This is a genomic window from Monashia sp. NPDC004114, from assembly GCF_053603855.1.
The window spans coordinates 45,375-62,351 of sequence record NZ_JBSGGK010000021.1 but is presented as its reverse complement, the minus strand read 5'-3'; the positions used below and the strand labels follow the sequence as shown (position 1 = coordinate 62,351).

General features: G+C 68.8%; 13 protein-coding genes. 8 read left to right on the top strand and 5 right to left on the bottom strand.

Annotated elements, in window-relative coordinates:
* Positions 1-240 precede the first annotated feature (240 nt).
* Positions 241-1,275, top strand: coding sequence for a S1C family serine protease (locus ACWEOW_RS21430; protein WP_452271273.1), 1,035 nt, complete (start codon positions 241-243; stop codon positions 1,273-1,275).
* Positions 1,276-1,453: 178 nt separating this feature from the next.
* Entirely contained in the window at positions 1,454-1,834 is a 381-nt protein-coding gene (locus ACWEOW_RS21425; protein ID WP_452271272.1) for a DUF2255 family protein, read from the top strand.
* Between the two features lie 231 nt (positions 1,835-2,065).
* On the opposite strand, the gene ACWEOW_RS21420 is transcribed toward ACWEOW_RS21425, so the two are convergent.
* Entirely contained in the window at positions 2,066-2,695 is a 630-nt protein-coding gene (locus ACWEOW_RS21420) for a PASTA domain-containing protein (protein ID WP_452271271.1), read from the bottom strand.
* A 339-nt stretch (positions 2,696-3,034) separates the two neighbouring features.
* Here ACWEOW_RS21420 and ACWEOW_RS21415 point away from each other — a divergent pair, with 339 nt between their 5' ends.
* Complete coding sequence (locus tag ACWEOW_RS21415; protein ID WP_452271270.1) at positions 3,035-3,946, top strand: hypothetical protein; 912 nt, start codon at positions 3,035-3,037, stop codon at positions 3,944-3,946.
* A 104-nt stretch (positions 3,947-4,050) separates the two neighbouring features.
* Here the strand turns inward: ACWEOW_RS21415 and ACWEOW_RS21410 are convergent, their stop codons facing one another.
* Positions 4,051-5,136: an IPT/TIG domain-containing protein gene (locus ACWEOW_RS21410; RefSeq protein WP_452271269.1), complete on the bottom strand. Its 1,086-nt coding sequence runs from the start codon at positions 5,134-5,136 to the stop codon at positions 4,051-4,053.
* A 297-nt stretch (positions 5,137-5,433) separates the two neighbouring features.
* A complete protein-coding gene (locus ACWEOW_RS21405) occupies positions 5,434-6,354 on the bottom strand; it encodes a dioxygenase family protein (RefSeq protein WP_452271268.1) in 921 nt (306 codons plus the stop codon).
* A gap of 129 nt (positions 6,355-6,483) precedes the next feature.
* Between ACWEOW_RS21405 and ACWEOW_RS21400 the strand changes: the two genes are divergently transcribed.
* The gene (locus ACWEOW_RS21400; protein WP_452271267.1) at positions 6,484-7,488 is read left to right on the top strand and encodes an alpha/beta hydrolase; all 1,005 of its coding nucleotides are present in this window, start codon (positions 6,484-6,486) and stop codon (positions 7,486-7,488) included.
* A gap of 16 nt (positions 7,489-7,504) precedes the next feature.
* On the opposite strand, the gene ACWEOW_RS21395 is transcribed toward ACWEOW_RS21400, so the two are convergent.
* Positions 7,505-7,747 carry an Lrp/AsnC ligand binding domain-containing protein gene (locus ACWEOW_RS21395; protein WP_452271266.1) on the bottom strand — a complete coding sequence of 81 codons (243 nt, stop codon included), beginning with the start codon at positions 7,745-7,747 and terminating at the stop codon, positions 7,505-7,507.
* 358 nt (positions 7,748-8,105) lie between these two features.
* Between ACWEOW_RS21395 and ACWEOW_RS21390 the strand changes: the two genes are divergently transcribed.
* The gene (locus tag ACWEOW_RS21390; protein WP_452271265.1) at positions 8,106-11,918 is read left to right on the top strand and encodes a glycoside hydrolase family 78 protein; all 3,813 of its coding nucleotides are present in this window, start codon (positions 8,106-8,108) and stop codon (positions 11,916-11,918) included.
* A 193-nt stretch (positions 11,919-12,111) separates the two neighbouring features.
* Here the strand turns inward: ACWEOW_RS21390 and ACWEOW_RS21385 are convergent, their stop codons facing one another.
* Complete coding sequence (locus ACWEOW_RS21385) at positions 12,112-13,119, bottom strand: LacI family DNA-binding transcriptional regulator (RefSeq protein ID WP_452271264.1); 1,008 nt, start codon at positions 13,117-13,119, stop codon at positions 12,112-12,114.
* Positions 13,120-13,294: 175 nt separating this feature from the next.
* Between ACWEOW_RS21385 and ACWEOW_RS21380 the strand changes: the two genes are divergently transcribed.
* From ACWEOW_RS21380 to ACWEOW_RS21370, 3 genes are all read left to right on the top strand, one after another.
* Positions 13,295-14,815: a sugar ABC transporter ATP-binding protein gene (locus tag ACWEOW_RS21380; RefSeq protein ID WP_452271263.1), complete on the top strand. Its 1,521-nt coding sequence runs from the start codon at positions 13,295-13,297 to the stop codon at positions 14,813-14,815.
* 110 nt (positions 14,816-14,925) lie between these two features.
* Positions 14,926-15,927 carry an ABC transporter permease gene (locus ACWEOW_RS21375; RefSeq protein ID WP_452271296.1) on the top strand — a complete coding sequence of 334 codons (1,002 nt, stop codon included), beginning with the start codon at positions 14,926-14,928 and terminating at the stop codon, positions 15,925-15,927.
* A complete protein-coding gene (locus ACWEOW_RS21370; RefSeq protein ID WP_452271262.1) occupies positions 15,924-16,970 on the top strand; it encodes an ABC transporter permease in 1,047 nt (348 codons plus the stop codon). The genes ACWEOW_RS21375 and ACWEOW_RS21370 overlap by 4 nt, the downstream gene beginning before the upstream one ends.
* Positions 16,971-16,977: the final 7 nt, after the last annotated feature.

Sequence of the window (16,977 nt, the reverse complement as noted above, 5' to 3'; positions counted from 1 at the left end):
GGCTGAGGCGGCGATCCCGGCAGCATTGCTTCGTCGACTGGTTAACCAGATCGAGGGACTCGTGGCACCGTGGATGGGTCATGGCTCGACTGCGGCCATGACCCCGTTCCGGTCGTTCCGGCAGTCATAGGCCGGCCGCGTGAAGGAGCCACCGTGTCAGACCAGCCGTCAGAGCCCCTAGGCACAGCAGAGCCAGAACCAGGCGCGACTGAAGCAACCAGCCCTGAACCGGGCAGGCGCGTGTGGTCGACCGGCACGCTCGTCGGTGCGCTGCTGGTCGCCGGGATCGTCGGCGGAGCGGTCGGTGCCCTGACGATGGCCCGGCTGGCTCCTGGTGACGACCGTGCCTGTCGCAGTGTCGATCTCGCGCAGCGGACCCTGCCGTCAGTGGTGACGGTGCTGACGTCCGGCGAGTCCGGCTCGGGCAACGGCACCGGGCAGCTGATCCGACCGGACGGGTACGTGCTGACCAACTACCACGTCATCGCCCCGGTCATCTCGGGAGGCGCCCTCAGGGTCGAGTACTCCGACGGCGAGCACACGGACGCGACCGTCGTCGGCAGCGACCCCGCGACCGACCTGGCGGTCATCAAGGCGTCGGACGGCGCTGTGGACCGGCCGCTCATCACGATCGGCACGTCGGGGTCGCTCCGGGCGGGCCAGCCGGTCGTCGCGCTCGGTGCGCCACTCGGGTTGCAGAGCACCGTGACCGCCGGCATCGTCAGCGCGCTCGGTCGCCAGATCACGGTTCCGCTCTCCTCCGGCACGGCGCACCTCATCGACGCGATCCAGACGGATGCGTCGATCAACCCCGGCAACAGCGGCGGTCCGCTCGTGGACTGCGCGGGTGAGCTGATCGGGGTCAACACCGCGATCTCCACCGTGCCGAACGCCGAGGGAGTCGGCGGAGGCGGCAGCGTCGGAGTCGGGTTCGCGATCCCGATCGACCTGGCGAACCCCATCGCCGACCAGCTCATCAGCACCGGCCGGGCGCTGCACCCGGACCTGGGGCTCACCGCTCAGGCGCTCGTGGCCGAGGCCGGTGGTGCGCCGCAGGGGCTCTTCGTCACGAGCGTCGACCCCGGCGGCCCCGCGGACAAGGCGGGGGTCAAGCTCGGCGACGTCATCGTCGGCATCGACGGGCAGTCCGCGCGCTCGCTGGAGCAGCTGGTCCTGCAGACCCTGAAGCGCAACGTCGGTGACAGCGTCGCGGTCGTCCTCCTGCGTCAGGGGCAGAACGTCGACGCGAAGATCGTGCTCGGCGAACCACGTTGAGGCGCAGACCAGCTCGCTGCCGAGACGGCAGCGCCCGGTAAGCCGCGGGAGCTCGCCGATCAGCTCGACGAGGTTCCGGTGACCTGGGAGGCACTGCCAGTACCCGTAACGGCCGGGACTCCCGTTCCGCGCCGGCAAGGGGTTGACTCGATGACGTGAAACACGAGAAAGCTCGGACATGAGCACAGCGTGGAACCCGGCGGAGCTCGACCGGATCGGCGGCGCGACAGAGCTGCACGTCACCTCGGAACGGGCCGACGGCTCACTGCGCCGCTACGTCACCATCTGGGGCGTCAAGGTCGGCGATGACCTGTACATCCGGTCGGCGTATGGCAGCGACAACCCGTGGTTCCGCCGAGCCCGCCGCAGCGGCAAGGGCCGCGTTCGTGCCGGCGGTGTCGAACGTGACGTGACGTTCGAGGCACCTGCCGCGGACGTCCACGACAGGGTCGACGCGGCATACCACGCGAAGTACGACCGCTACGGCCCGCAGATCGTCGGCACGGTCGTGGGGCCGAAGGCCGCCGAGGTGACCCTCCGGGTGGCCCCGCGCGACTGAGGGTCGCCGAGGCTCAGGCACCACCGAGGTCAGGTCGGGGCACACGTCGTCCCATGTGCTGTTCTGACGACAGCGCGGGCGACCTGTGCCCCGACCGCGCCCTCCCGCCGTGCGCCCCGTCGCTAGGCGGCGGACTCGTCGACGCTGCTGGCGCCGTCGATCATGACGGCGGCAACGACCCCGTATGGAGGCTACTGAGCCGACTTAGATCTCACACGGTTCCAGCAGCGCTCAGGTGCTGAGCGTGACGACGTCCCCGGCTTTGACCTTGGTCCCGGCCGCCGGGACTGTGGTGCGCACACGGTCGCCCGGCTGCGCAGTCGATGGGTTCAGCACCGAGTTGAGCTTGAGATTGTTGAGCACGCGTTGGGCCTGCGCGATGGTCATGTCCTCGAGCCCAGGAAAGTCCACCGACGAGGTGCCAAAGGCGGCGTCCAGGAAGTTCTTCTGCGTCTGCTCGTTGGACTTCGACGCGAAGTAGAACGCGGTCACGGTGCCGGCCGATGCCACGATGCCGCCGATCAGCAAGTTGCGTGGAGCCGCATCCGTGACGAAGAACGAGACCGCGCAGAACAGCAGCAGACCCGAGACAAGCAGGATGGCTAGCCAGCCGCGAACGACCGACTTGTCCTCCGACGACTCGCCGTCCTTCCCCTTCGAGAACACCAACCGGATCAGGAAGACCAGGACGCCGGTGACCACGAGGGCCAAGGCGAGCCAGAGGACCAGCGTCCCGAGCGTGGCGCCCCCGATGGTGCCAGCCGAGACCGTCGAGGTATCGCCGGCCGCGACGACAGCGACAGTCGTCGTGGGACTGGGACTCGGACTGGGACTGGGAGTCGCGGTGATGGGTACAAACATGGGAAGTCTCCTCGTGCTGTGTGTGAAGCCGAGGCGCCTCGTCCGGCAGGTGAGCCGGCCGCCTCACCCATACCGACGGCATACCGAGACGGCCAGATACCGCTCTGCCCCTGTGACGCGGCTATGAAGTTCGGTCGCTTGCCCCAGCACCCTTGGCCGGGGGCTATGCCGCAGTGTTGCGAAACCTTGGACGCCGAGTGGCGAGGCTGGGAAACTGTGAGGTGACGTTTGGCGGCATACGCACACAATGGGTCGTCATCGGTCGCCACGGTCGAGGACGGTCCCATACACGACTGAACGACCGATGACGGACCGACTCACTCCCAGGAGGGAATCGCCATGATGCGCCTGGCCAAGCCCTCGGACAAAGGCTTCGTCCGATTCGTGCATCCATCTGGCACCTTCACGGCCTGCACCTGTATGGCGAAATGGCTCCCGGTCGCGGAGCAGCTCGGGCTGAGCCGTGGGCTCATCAAGCACAACCTGGACATCATCCAGCTGACAGGCGACGCTCCGGCGTCCAAAGGAACCCATCGTCGCGGCGGCGCATTCGACCTGCACCAGCGCAGTGACGCGTGGGTCCAGATCTTTCGCGAGATGGGCGCGCCCGCGGCCTGGCGCCGCGATACCGGTGTCTTCGCCAGCAACCAGCACCTTCACGGCGTGCTCAACGGCTGCCCGCACAACCAGCCCGTGGCGTACCAGCTCGAGGCCCAGCGCAAGGGCAAGAACGGGCTCAACCCGAGCAGCCGCGATCCCTCTCCCAGCCCGACCCCCCGACGCACCTGGCAAGAGGGAATCATCTGGGCACGAAAACAGATGGGTGGCGCGGCGCCGGCACTACTCACTGCACAGCAGACTCAGCCTGAGGAGGACATCATGGCTTCGATCGACGAACTGAGACAAGTGATCCGCGAGGAGCTCAAAGGGGTTCCCAGCGCCGTCTGGCAGGTGCCGCTGACCAACCACGACCCCAACCCGGCGGATCACGATCTCCCGAAGCAGTACAAGGCTCTGTCATACCAGGTCATGGCGAACTGGCGAACGGCGCAGAACCAGATCGCGCTGAACAACGTCACTAAGCTGCTCACGGACATCAGCAACAAGGTGGTCAGCGACAAGACGCTCGCCACGTCCCTGGCCGGGGTACTTGGGCCCATCGTGCGCCAGGCCGGGCTGGATGTCGGGCTGACCCCGGCGAATGCGGACAAGCTCGTCGACAAGGTCAAGGCGCAGCTCGGCGCCGCGTGAGCTGAGGTTGCATCGGAGGGGCCGCCGGCATCCAGCGGCCGTGGGCCGGTCCCGTCGGCAGCCCTGGAGCAGCCAGCACCCGGCCCAGCGCGAGGACCAGGTGCTCAGGGCTCCCCGGCGTCAGTCGCGGAGCCTACGGGCTCCAGTTCCCCGGAGCCTACGGCCTCCAGTTCCTCTGTGCTGCCGACGCGTCCGGCGGAGCCCAGGTCGCCAACGGCCGCCAGATCGTCCGTCGTCCCGACCAGTCCAAGGTCGTCGGGCGAGATGCCTGCCGGCCCCCCGCTCGCCGGCCCTCCGTCCGCCGGCCCGCCGCCCGCCGGCTGAGGGCTCATCGGGCCGTCGGCCCCAGGCGGCCCGCCGGCCCCAGGCTGGCCTGGCTGTGCGTTCACGACCACGATATTGCCGGTGTCGTCGTCGTCCGAGTCTGACCCGTCCGAGGGTGGCGGGCTGACCGTGAAGATATCGGTGCTGGTCACCTGGCTCGTGCCGGTGTCGAGAGTGATCGACCCGTCCTGAGCGTCTCCCGGCACCTCGACGTCCAGCGTGGTGTCGGTCTGGCTCAGGATTCTTGCCTCCGCATCCGCGGTGAAGAGCACGCGTTTCACCGAGGTGAGGCCGGTGCCCGTGATGCTGACCGTGGTGCCTGCAGGGCCTTCTGCCGGGCTGAAGCCTGTCATCGTCGCGGTGGTCGGCGCGGTGATGGAGTCGCTGCCCGGATCGGGCTTGGTGAACAGGGTTTGGAAGACTTCCTTCATCTTCTCCGCGGCCTGTGCGGAGAACCACCCGACCATCGCAGCGATGGCCGTGATGCCGAAGGCGTCAGGCTGGCTCGCGCTGTTCGCGCCAGGCAGGAGTCCCGCCCGAAGGGCGAGGTAGACGATCGTGGCGATGACGGCCCCGATGAACGGGAGGAGCAGATAGGACGGGATCCAGCTCTTGACGAACTTGCGCTCGCCGACGTATTTCGCCAGCGAACGCAGTCCGTAGAGCATCGAGCCGATGACGCCGGCAACGGCGACGATGACGAAATACTGCTGGTCCCGGGTGAGCGTGACCTCCCATCGGAAATAGGTGAACTTCGCTGGTGGCGGAGCCGCGAGGCTCGGGGCGAGCGGAGCGGGCCAGAAGCTCCACAGGGCATACAGTGCGAACGCCGCGGTCAGCGCCATCAGGCTCGCGACGATCACCACGCCTGTGGCAGAAACCGGCTTGGAGCCAGGTCCTGGACGTGTGTCTTGCGGTTCCTGAGTCGCCTGGATCCCGCTCATGGTCGCCCCTTCCCGGATGGCGTCGCTGCTGGTGCACCAGGGCTGAGTGTCGTGAGGTCGGACGCCATCCATGTGGTTTCGCGAACGAACTTCTGGGCACGAGTATCCTCCGGCTCTCATCCGGTCTCATCGAATTCGAGAAAGCCGCGACCTCCGCGCATCTGGGCATTCTTCGCCAGTCATGCAAAAAGCGCGGAATCCTCCAAAACGGCCCGATCGTCAGTCGGTGCCGGGAGCAAGGACGATGTCGAAGCGGGTGCGCGACCAGGTGCCGTCGAGGTGACGGCCGTCCGGCGTCGGCGTGCCGGCCGGCTGCGAGAGGAAGTCCACGACGAGCGAGTCCTTGACCCCGAAGACACTGTCGGTGTCCAGGTGCTCGTCGCCGCTGACGAAGATGTGGGTGACGAGGGTTCGCAGCCCGTCGGCGCGAACCATGAAGTGCAGGTGGGGTGCACGCATCGGAGTCCGCGACGTGGCCTCGAGCAGCCTTCCGACTGGCCCGTCGTCGGGGATCGGGTAGGGCGTCGGCGTGACGGCCCAGAAGCGGTACTCGCCGTCGGCTCCCGTGTGCAGGTATCCGCGGGCAGCCGTGCGGTCGTCTGCATACTGCACGTCGTAGAAGCCGTCCGCGTCGGCCTCCCACACGTCGATGCGCGCACCGGCGACAGGCTCACCGTGCGTGTCTGTGACCGTGCCCTCGACCCAGCACGGCTCGCCCGGCGCCCCGGCCGCGATGTCGCCGCCCTGCGCGATCCGCGGCGCGGACTCCACGAAGAACGGGCCGAAGACCGTGGCCTCGGTCGCGTTCTCGTACGCCTCGTTGTTGACCGCGATCGTCTGCATCGACACCCCGAGCACGTCTGACAGCAGGACGAACTCCTGGCGCCGGTCGTCGGTCAGGTGGCCCACGTCGGTGAGGAACGCGATGGCCTGGTCCCACTCGCGCTCCGTGAGCCGGACCTCGCGCACGAGTGCGTGCACGTGCCGCACGACCGCCTGCACGACCTCCCGGAGCCGCGGGTCGGCCGTGTCGGCGAAAGAGGCGACGACCCGCTCGACCAGCGCCTCCTCGCGGGCTCTTTGCTCCGCGGAGACGTATGCCGTCCGGCCGGGTTCCGACGCCGGTGCCGTGTCGCTCATGCCGGCTCCTTCCGGGCTGTGTCGCGCGAGCACGTCGTACGTGTCCCAAGGTCTCACGTCCGCGCGACAAGGCGTGACGTTCGTGCGATCCGCCCTCACGACCGTCGAACCGAGTCCACAATCGCTGGCATGGGCATGCCGCTACGGACCCGGCTGTTCGTCGCCGCGCTCGAGCGGAGCGGGACGACGAGGCTCGACGTCCGAGACACCGCGTCGCTGCGACGGTCGCGTGTGAGCGTCCCTCCGACCTTTGCTCCGTTCTCCTGGGTCACCGGGCCGGTGCACGCGGACGTGGAGCGGTTCGACACCGACTTCCGTGCCCGCGACGGTGAGCGAGTTCCGTTGCGCGTCAGCCGTCCCCGCAGCCGATCCCGCAGCCGATCCCGCAGCCGATCCGTCGGCCCGGCCGCGGGCCGCATGGAGAGCTCGCTCCCTGTTGTCGTGTACTTCCACGGCGGCGGCTTCACCTCCGGGACGCCGCGCCAGGACGACCCCCTGTGCTCGTACCTGTCCCGTGCACTCCCGGCCGTCGTCGTCAATGTCGACTACCGCCTCGCTCCCGAGCACCGGTTTCCCGTCGCGCACGACGACGCGTTCGACGCTGTCCGGTGGGTGGCGGCGAACGCGGGACGCTGGGGCGCCGACGGCGAGCGGCTCGCGGTCGTCGGCGCGAGTGCCGGTGGCAACCTCGCGGCCGCGACCTGCCTCCAGGCGCGGGACCAGGGCGGCCCTCGGATCGCCGTGCAGGCCCTGCTCTGTCCCGCCACGGACGCCACGCGCAGCATGCCGGCCCATCGAGAGCCGAGCCGTCCGCTCCTGTCCCACGCGTACATCGAGCAGGCCCTCAGCAGCTATGTCGAGCCGGGCGTCGACCTCGAGGACCCCCGCCTGTCGCCCCTGCTGGCCCACGACCTCGAGGGCCTTCCGCCCGCTCTCGTCCAGACCGCGGAGCTGGACTCGCTGCGCGACGACGGGGTGGAGTATGCCGTCCGGCTGGCCGCCGCCGGAGTCCCCGTCCGCGCGACGACCTACCTGGGTGTCCCACACGGCTTCTACCGGTTCCCAGGTGCGACCCTCATCGGGAACCAGGCCCGCCACGAGCTCGCCACGGAGCTACGCGCCCGACTGTGGTGACGGCATACGGGCGGTGTCACCTGGTGCCGGCAACGGTCAGCGCGTCTTTCTTGATGATCTTCATCGTGATGCGCGAGTCGACCCGCGCGATCGCCGGGTCGCCGAGGAGCCGGGTGATGAGCCAGCGCTCGTATGCAGCGGCGTCGGGCACCTGCATGCGGATGAAGTAGTCGGGCAGGCCGCACATCCGGCGTAGCTCGGTGACCTCAGGCATGTCGGCGACGCGCTGCTCGAACGCCTCGACGGTCGCGAGGTCCAACGTGCCTCCTGCTCGCCAACCTCGCGCACCTGTGACGAGAGCGTCAGGGCAGCCCGGTCGGCGTGGCCTGCGCAGCCTGGGGGCCGGCCTGGTCCGTCAGCGGCCGGCTACGGTGCGACGAGCGTTCGAGTTGCAGCGTTTCAACCCCGTCCCCTGTGGTCGTGGGGGCCCACGTGGTGCCTACCGACCGCATGGCACCTGTCCGAATCCGGACACACCCATTGATGGCCTATGGATCATCGTGTTAACTTGGCGGCGCCAAAATTGAATCGTTCCAAGGGGAGTTCGCTGCACTCGCGTTCTGGAGGTTCTCGCCGCGGGCTGCCTCTGGTTTGCGCTGGTACTCGAGGAGGAGCAGATGAGCGCAGGTCGGCGATGGCGAATCGGGGTGTCGCTGGCGGTGGTCGCGCTGGCGACGCTGTCGGTCGCCCCACCCGTGGACGCGAGTTCGAAGACGAAACCGGACAAGCCGATCGGCATGACCGTCGGCGACCGGACCCACCCGCTGACGGTCGAGGGCGTGCCCCAGTTCGGGTGGTTGCCCCAGGACGGCAACGGGAACGAGGTGCAGACGGCATACGAGCTGCGGGTCATCCGGGAAAGTGATGACTCCCAGGTCTGGGACAGCGGGAAGGTCGCGTCGTCCGACCAGTCGTACGTCCCGTACGGTGGGCCGGCGCTCGACAGCGGGACGAGCTACAGCTGGAAGGTCCGCACCTGGGACCGCGAGGGGGCCTCCTCGGCATGGTCGGCGAAGGCCTACTTCGACACCGGGATCTCCGACAGCGACTGGAACGCCACCTGGATCCGGAGACTCACCTCCGGCAACGACTCCACCGTCGACTTCACACTGCTGCGCAAGCAGTTCGCGCTGAGCGACTCCTCCAGTCCGGTCGTTCGCGCACGGGCCTACACGTCGGGGATGGGCGAGTACGAGCTGCACGTCAACGGTGAGGCGATCGCCCGCGGTGACTCGTTCGACTACCCGGGCGAAGCACAGTACGACGTCCACGACATCACCAAGCAGGCGCTTGCCGCCCAGCAGGCCACGGGCGGCGCGGCGAACCAGCTCGCGGTCGGCATGCTCTCCTACTACCACACCTGCACCTGCCAGGGCCGAGCCAACGGCCCAGTGACGAACAGCTCGACCCTTGCGGTCGCCACCGCTGCGGGTGACACCGTCATCCACCCGGCGAGTGTCTCCGGTCTCGTGGTCGGGGACGTCATCAACATCGACACCGGCGCCAGCCTCGAGACCCGGACCATCACCGCCGTCGGGACGGCGGGCGTCGCTGGCACCGGAGTGACCCTCGACAAGCCACTCGGCCTCGCGCATGCCGCGGGCGTGGCGGATGTGTCGTCCAACGGTCCCTCGGGCGTCCTGGTCCGCGTCGTGGTCGACCACGCCGATGGCACCCGCGATGCCTTCGTGTCGGACGGCACCTGGAAGGTCACCAAGGACACCGCCTACACCAACAGCACCCTGACCTACCGCACCAGCGACTCCGGGGACCGCATCGAGCGATACGACGCCCGGCTCGAGATCCCCGGCTGGGACACGGTCGGCTTCGACGACAGCTCCTGGCAGGCTGCGACCATCATCGGGCCGCACCCCCGCCCGGCATCGCCGACCCAGGATCGCTTCACCCACCTCGTGGGACACGTGTCCGACCTCGACTACGAGACCGTCCACCCGGTGTCGGTGACGACGCTGGCAGACGGGACCGTCGTCGCCGACTTCGGCAAGGTCATCTCGGCGGTGCCGCAGCTCCACTTCACCGCGGGTGCGGACGGGCGGGCGCTCACGGTCCAGACTGCGTACCTGCCGGTCAACACACTGCTCGCCGCCCCCGTGGATGCGGGCGCGACGTCCATCAAGGTCAACTCTGTGACCAACTTCGTCGCCGGGGACTCCATCACGGTCGACGGCCCCGGTCCGGGCCATCCCGTCGGGCATCCCGAGCGGCGCACCATCACGAGCGTCGGGACGACTGGCGCCAACGGGACGGGCATCACCCTCGACCGGGCGCTGGACAGCGCCCACACCGCGAACAGCTATGTCGCCGGCACTCGGGCGAGCACGGCCAGCGTCGACAACCAGGGCAGCACGATGACCTGGTTCTACACCCAGAAGGCCGGCGAGCAGACCGCTCAGGCATTCACGTACTGGGGCTGGCGCTACCTGCAGATCAACGCTCCCGGCGCCGGCGAGAGCCTGACCGCTGACGACATCGCCGCGGTGATCCAGCACACGTGGGTGCCAGAAGGTCACGCAGCGACCTTCGAGACGGGCAACGAGATGCTCGACGAGGTGTTCACCATGCTGCAGCGCTCCGGGCTGTACGCGTCGCAGGAGACCCTCGTCGACACGCCGACTCGTGAGAAGGGCCAGTTCCTCGGCGACGGCGTGGATGTCAACCTGGCGACGATGGCCTCGCTGGGGGAGCGGAACGCGACCCAGCGGACGATCCGGGAGTTCATCGCCTCCGGGTCGCATGTGTGGAAGTCGACCTCGTCGGGCTACTGCTCGGCGGCGCCCTGTTCCTACCCCGGATACGGCGTGCTGAGCACCGGACGGCTGAACGCGGTGTACCCGAACGGGGACAACATGCGCGACATCCCTGACTACACCGCGCTGTACCCGGACATGATCTGGGGCTACTACCTCCAGACCGGCGACCGGGCCACCCTGGAGTCTGCCTACTCGTCGCTGCAGGCGGACGTGGACTACGTGCACAACGCCGAACCAGCTACAGGCGCCGCCGCCGGTCTGACCTGGCTGCTGCCTGGCGGCACGGGCTCGTACCAGAACGGGATCATCGACTGGCCGTCCCGGCTGGGCTACGTGTTCACCAACAACGGTGCGCGCACGATCCACGCCGCCGAGGCCGTCGGGGTCTACCGGACGGCAGCGCGCGTCGCAACCGCACTCGGTGACGACGTCAACGCCGACAAGTACACCGGCTTCGCCGACCAGCTGACCGCGAAGATCAACGCCGTGCAGCGGGTCGACGGCGATGCGCTGTACTCCGACGGGCTGAGGACCGCCACGACGACGCTCACCGGTGCCGTCGCAGCGGGTTCGACCAACCTCAAGGTGGCGAGTGTCTCCCCGTTCCAGGTCGGTGACACCATCGCGATCGACTTCGCCAACGGGGCACTCAAGGAGGTGGCCACCGTGACCGCGATCGGGACAGCCGGCGCGTCCGGCACCGGCATCGACATCACGCCGGCGGTCGCCAAGGCGCACGCCAACAACGTGACGGTCGGGGCGGCGACGACGGACCAGCTGTTCCCGGCCTCCACGACGCTCGCCGCGGCTGCCGCGGCAGGCGACAGCACGATCTCGGTGAACGATGTCACGGGGTTCACCGCGGCGGAGGGCAGCGAGGCGAACGCCGGGCCGACGCTCGTCATCGGGACCGGGAACGACCGCGAGGTGCTGCGGATCGCCGCGATCGACTCGGTCGGCGCGCGGATCACCCTGGCATCGCCGCTCAAGGGTGCCCACGCCAGCGGCGCGTTCGTCGCGACGCCATCCCAGCAGGCCCAGGCGTTCTCGATCTTCGAGGGCGTCGCGCCGAAGGATAGGTGGGCTGCGATTGCGGAGTACATGGCAGCCCAGGGGCTCCGAACCGCGCCGATGGACTGGGGCGTCACGATGGAGGCCCTCGGCATGGCGAACCGCCCCGATGCGATCGTGGACATGATGACCCGAACCGACCGGTTCGGTCCCGGCCAGACGATCGCCTCCGGCGGCACCTTCGCCTGGGAGGACTGGACGATCAGTGGGTCGAACAGCATGTCTCACGGTTGGGGATCCCGCGGCATCACGTCCATGCTGAAGTACCTCCTCGGGATCGACGTCACGGCCCCGGGCGCATCGACGATCTCCATCGCCCCGCCGGACAAGGGGCTCGACCACGCGAAGGGGTCCCAGTGGACACAGCGTGGCGAGGTTGCAGTGGACTGGACCAGGGCGCAGAGCGGTGGTGTCGACCTGACTGTCAACATCCCCGTCAACGTCCAGGCAACGGTGTCACTGCCAGCCCCAGGCCCGAACGGCTACACGGCCACGGGCGACGGCAACGCCACGTTCGAGGGAGTCAAGGACGGGCGGGCGATCTACACCGTCGGTTCAGGTACGACAACCTTCAAGCCAGTGTCCTGACAGCACGGCAGTCAACCGGTGGGGCCCGCGGCACAGCCGCCGCGGGCCCCACCGGCCTGTGCCGTGAGCACCATCTGACATATGAGTGACCCGCAGCGGACGCGCCTGCATGCTTCGCGGGTTGGTGCACGATCGTGTCGGCACACCGGCACCGGCAGCCATCAACCCGCGAAGCGGCCAGGCAGCGACGCGCTCAGCCCAGCGTCGAGGCGCGAGCGACGATCTCGGGGATGAACTCGACCTGCTGGTGTCGGTGGTCGGGGTCGCTCGTCTCCTCGAGCAGGAGCTCGGCGGCCCGCTGTCCCAGCAGGTGGCGCGGCTGCCGGACCGACGTCAGCGGCACCGCGGCCGCGCCTGCGAACTCGATGTCGTCGTAGCCGACGATCGCGAGATCGCCGGGGACGTCCATCCCGAGGGCGACGCACTGCTGGAGCAGCCCGAGCGCGACGAGGTCGTTGGCGCAGAAGGCGGCGCTGGGGCGGCGGGAGCGGGGGAGGCCTGCGATGCGCGCACCGGCGAGGCGGCCCGCGGCCACGGTCAGGGCGTCCGTGTGGACCGACACGAGGTGGTCCGCAGGCAGCCCGGCGTCGCGGATCGCGGCGGTCGCGCCGGCGCGCCGGTCGCGCACCTGGCCGATGGTGTCGGGACCACCGACGAAGGCGATGCGCTGGTGGCCGCGGTCGACGAGGTGCTCGACGGCGAGCCGGCCGCCGAGGACGTCGTCGACGGCGACGCTGCACAGCGACCGGTCCTCGCGGCGCCGGTCGACGACGACGACGGGTGTGCCCCGCTGCGACACCTGCACGAGGGTGGCGTCCTCGGGGTTCACCGGTGTCACGAGCACACCGGCCACCCGCTGCTCCTCGAGGCGGCTGAGGTAGACGCGCTCGCGGTCCAGGCTGTTGTCGCTGTTGCACGTGTAGAGCACGAGGTCCGCCTCGGAGGCGGCGTCCTCGATGCCGCGGGCGACGTCGGTGAAGAAGGGGTTCGTGACGTCGAGGACGACGTAGGCCAGGGTGCTGCTGCGACCGGCCCGGAGCAGGCGGGCGCTCTCGTTGCGGACGAAGTTGAGCTCGGCCATGGCGCGCTCGACGCGCTGGCGGGTCTTGGCGCTGACGCGCTCGGGCCGGTTGAGCACGTTCGAGACGGTGCCCAGGGACACGCCTGCTGCCAGGGCGACGTCCTTCACGCTGACCGACATGCGGATTCCTAAAACTTTTCAAGGGGGCGTGGACCGCGACCACTGTATATCGAAGTGGTCACGGATTCGTGCTCATACGGGGGTTTCTGAGGAAAGAGGCGCAACCTCTTGACGGTGGGGGAGAGCCACGGTACGTTCTCCGTGGTTGAAACCTTTCAACGAGGCAAGGTGCACTATGAACGAACCGCGGCCATCCGCGATTCTCGAACTGCGGGACGTGTCGAAGTCGTTCGGCCCCGTCGTCGCTCTGAGGTCGGGCAGCATCGAGGCCCGCGCCGGCTCGATCCACGCGCTGGTCGGCGAGAACGGCGCCGGCAAGTCGACCCTGGTGAAGATCGTGGCCGGTGTGCACCGGCGCGATGGCGGCACGTTCCTGCTGGACGGCGAGCCGGTCGACTTCGGGTCGACCGCCGAGTCCAAGGCGGCCGGCGTCGCGGTGATCTACCAGGAGCCGACCCTGTTCCCCGACCTGTCGGTCACCGAGAACATCTTCATGGGCCGTCAGATCCTCGGCCGCGGCCGCCGGATCGACAAGCCGGCGATGTACGCCGAGGCGGAGCGGCTGTTCAAGGGACTCGGCGTCCACATCGACCCGCGTCGCCTGGCGCTGGGCCTGTCGATCGCGGACCAGCAGATCATCGAGATCGCCAAGGCGATCTCGCTCGACGCCAAGGTCCTCATCATGGACGAGCCGACCGCCGCACTCTCCGGAGTCGAGGTCGAGCGACTCTTCACGGTCGCCCGCCAGCTGCGCGACGAGGGCCGCGCCATCGTCTTCATCTCGCACCGGTTCGACGAGGTCTTCTCGCTCTGCGACACGGTGACGGTGATGCGTGACGGCTCGTACATCGACACCCGGACCATCGCCGGGACCTCGGTCGGCGAGATCGTCAACCTCATGGTCGGGCGCGAGGTCGACGACCTGTTCCCGAAGGTCGAGACCGAGGTCGGCGACGTGGTCCTCGAGGTCGAGGGCCTCAACTCCACCGGAACGTTTCACGACGTGTCGTTCACGGTCCGCCGCGGCGAGATCGTCGGCCTCGCGGGCCTGGTCGGCGCCGGCCGCAGCGAGATCGCGCGAGCAGTCTTCGGCGTCGACCGCTACGACTCGGGAAGCGTCAAGATGTTGGGCGCCAAGGTCCCGGCGACGAGTCCGACCGCTGCGATCAGGTCCGGGATGGCGTTCATCCCCGAGGACCGTCGCAAGCAGGGACTGGTGACCGAGGCTTCGGTCGCCGACAACGTCGCCTCCGTCATCCGCAGGAACCTGACCACGGCAGGCCTCATCACCCGCGCCCGGGAGAACAAGGCGAGCGCGCCGTGGGCCGCCCGGCTCGAGGTCAAGACCAACGCCCTGGACATGGCGGCCAACACCATGAGCGGCGGCAACCAGCAGAAGGTGGTCATCGCCAAGTGGCTGGCCTCCAAGCCTGACCTGCTCATCATCGACGAGCCGACCCGAGGCATCGACGTCGGCACCAAGGCCGAGGTCCATCGGCTCCTGTCGGAGCTGGCCGGCCAGGGTATGGCGATCCTCATGATCAGCTCGGAGCTGCCGGAGGTCCTCGGTATGGCCGACCGCGTTCTCGTGGTGTGCGAGGGCCGGCTCACCGCGGAGCTGTCGCGGGACGAGGCGACGCCCGAGCGGGTCATGCACGCCGCCACCGCCACGCTGAGCCAGGAGGCCGCATCATGACCCCCGAGACCCAGACCCCTCACACCCGGGCGTCGCAGCCCCCGGCCCCCGAGACCGAAGGCGCCGCGCACGCGAGCGAGGAGGTCGCCCTGCTCGTCGAGCCGAGCACGATGTCCAGCCGCGAGCGGCTCGTCAAGACGGTGCTCCGCTCACGCGAGCTCTCGATCTTCATCGTGCTGTTGCTCGTGATCGCCGCGGCCACGATCAAGAACCCGACGTTCCTCTTCAGCCCCAGCGGCTGGCGCGACCTGCTCCTGACGCCGGCGATGCTCATGGTGCTGGCCGTCGGCCAGACCGTCGTGATCATCACCCGCAACGTCGACCTGTCGGTGGGCAGCGTCCTCGGCCTGACGGCATACATGACCGGCACGCTGTTCATCGACCATCCGGACCTTCCGGTGATCGCCGTCTTCGTCGCCGCGGTCGTGGCCGGTGGAGTTCTGGGCCTGGTCAACGGCCTGCTCGTGGGGTACGGCAAGGTGCCCGCCCTCGTCATCACCCTCGGCACGTTGTACATCTTCCGGGGCGTCCTGCTCACGTGGGCCGGGTCGAGCCTGGTCTCCGCCTCACAGATGCCCGCGAGCTTCCTCGACCTGGGCACGCGGCAGGTCCTGACGATCCCCGTGCTGTTCATCGTCGCCGCGGTGATCGTCGTCGTCGTGGGCTACTACCTGCAGACCGCGCGTTCCGGTCGCGAGCTGTATGCCGTCGGGTCCGACCCCGACGCGGCCGTCCTCTACGGTCTGCCCGTTCGGCGGCGCGTCATCGGCGCTTTCATCCTCAGCGGCGCCCTCGCGGGCCTGGCCGGCGTCATCTACGCGGCGCGCTACGGCACGGTCTCCTCCGACGCCGGCACCGGCATCGAGCTGCAGGCCGTCGCCGCAGCAGTCATCGGCGGCGTAGCCATCTTCGGCGGCTCCGGCACGGTCTGGGGCGCCGCCATCGGTGCCGTCCTGCTCGTGACCATCAACCGGGCGCTGCCCATGGTCGGGATCTCCGACTTCTGGCAGCAGGCGCTCGTCGGAGCCCTGATCATCGCCGCGATCATCCTCGACCGCGTCCTGTCCGTCCGCCAGGCGCGCAAACTCATCGAAGCGAGGGACGAGTCATGAGCACCACCAAGACGTACGCGGCATACTCCCGGCCGCTGTGGCGGCGGCTCCTGCTGAGCCGGGAGGCCGCGATGGTCGCCCTGGTCGTGGTCGTCTACATGTGGGGGTACAGCAACATCCCCTACTTCGGCGACACCTTGACGCTGACCTACCTGCTGCTCGACACGACGACCATCCTGCTCATCGCCCTGCCGATGACGCTGGTGATCATCACCGGCGAGATCGACCTGTCCGTCGCCAGCGTCGTCGGGCTCTCGAGCGCGACCCTCGGACTGCTGCACGAGAACGGCGTCGGGATCGTGCCCTCGTTCGTCATCGCGCTGCTCGTGGGGCTGGTCTGCGGCGCGTTCAACGGCTTCCTCGTCGCCTACGTCGGCCTGCCGTCACTGGCGGTCACGATCGGCACCCTCGCGCTCTACCGCGGCATCGCGGTCGGGCTGCTCGGCACCAGCGCCGTCACCGGCTTCGCGCAGGACTGGACCAAGCGCGCGTCACAGGTGCTCGGCGGCAGCGGCATACCCAGCGTGATGCTCGTCTTCCTGGTGCTGCTCATCGTCTTCGCGCTGCTGCTCCACTTCACCCCATTCGGGCGGGGCATCTACGACGCCGGCCTCAGCAGCGAGGCCGCCGTGTTCGCAGGTGTCAACGTCAAGCGGACGAAGTTCATCCTCTTCTGTCTCACCGGCGTGGTGTCCGCCCTCGCCGGGATCTACTTCACCCTGCGGTTCGGAAGTGCCCGGGGCGACAACGCGACCGGCCTCGAGCTGCAGGTCATCGCCGCGGTCCTGCTCGGCGGAGTGTCGATCTTCGGTGGCCGCGGCAAGCTCCCCGGCGTCGTCGCCGGCGTGCTGCTCATCGGGGTCATCTCGAGCGCCCTTCGCCTGCAAGGGGTCACGGTCAACGTCATCAACATCATCATCGGACTGCTTCTCGTGCTGTCCGTCATCTCCACAACCGTCCTGGCGTGGGTCTCCGACGTCGCGGCCAGGCGCAAGCGGGCAAAAGGCCCTCGACAGACGCTGCAACGCGTCGGTTCACAGTGAAAGGACA